The organism is Sporosarcina sp. Y838 (assembly GCF_056786515.1).
In genome coordinates this window covers 1-645 of sequence record NZ_JBXCJD010000053.1, presented here as the reverse complement: position 1 = coordinate 645, position 645 = coordinate 1, and the positions used below count along the sequence as shown (strand labels likewise).

Genomic DNA, 645 nt, shown 5'->3' with positions numbered 1-645 from the left:
TATACTTATATGCGCTCGTAGCTCAATTGGATAGAGCACCTGACTACGGATCAGGAGGTTGTGGATTCGACTTCTGCCGGGCGCACCATTATTTTTTAACAATTTATATATTATCGGGACGTAGCTCAGCTTGGTAGAGCACTTGGTTTGGGACCAAGGGGTCGTAGGTTCGAATCCTGTCTTCCCGACCATTAAACTTTTTAAGTAGTTCTATCGCTTAAATAAGCTATCATCTTTAGTAGAGTTGTTACTTAATTAATTAACCCTTACATTGGGGCCTTAGCTCAGCTGGGAGAGCGCCTGCCTTGCACGCAGGAGGTCAGCGGTTCGATCCCGCTAGGCTCCACCAATTACAAAAACTATATAAATTATCCTGGCGGCGTAGCTCAGCTGGCTAGAGCGTACGGTTCATACCCGTGAGGTCGGGGGTTCGATCCCCTCTGCCGCCATCTTAAGGGACCTTTAGCTCAGTTCGTTAGAGCATACGGCTCATAACCGTCCGGTCGCAGGTTCCAGTCCTGCAGAGTCCACCAATACTTTATATAATCACGGAGGTATACCCAAGCTCGGCTGAAGGGATCGGTCTTGAAAACCGACAGGGGAGTCAAATCCCGCGGGGGTTCGAATCCCTCTACCTCCTCCATT

6 tRNA genes are annotated in these 645 nt (G+C 49.0%); all 6 read left to right on the top strand.

The annotated features are described in order from the left end of the window. Positions 1-11 precede the first annotated feature (11 nt). The 6 genes from AC1TO4_RS19885 (at position 12) to AC1TO4_RS19860 (ending at position 643) form a co-directional block, all read left to right on the top strand. Positions 12-88, top strand: a tRNA-Arg gene (locus tag AC1TO4_RS19885). A gap of 26 nt (positions 89-114) precedes the next feature. Then, a tRNA-Pro gene (locus AC1TO4_RS19880) sits at positions 115-191 on the top strand. 82 nt (positions 192-273) lie between these two features. Beyond that, positions 274-349, top strand: a tRNA-Ala gene (locus AC1TO4_RS19875). A gap of 26 nt (positions 350-375) precedes the next feature. Continuing rightward, positions 376-449, top strand: a tRNA-Met gene (locus tag AC1TO4_RS19870). A gap of 7 nt (positions 450-456) precedes the next feature. Continuing rightward, positions 457-533, top strand: a tRNA-Ile gene (locus AC1TO4_RS19865). Positions 534-550: 17 nt separating this feature from the next. Beyond that, positions 551-643, top strand: a tRNA-Ser gene (locus tag AC1TO4_RS19860). The last annotated feature ends 2 nt before the right edge of the window (positions 644-645 follow it).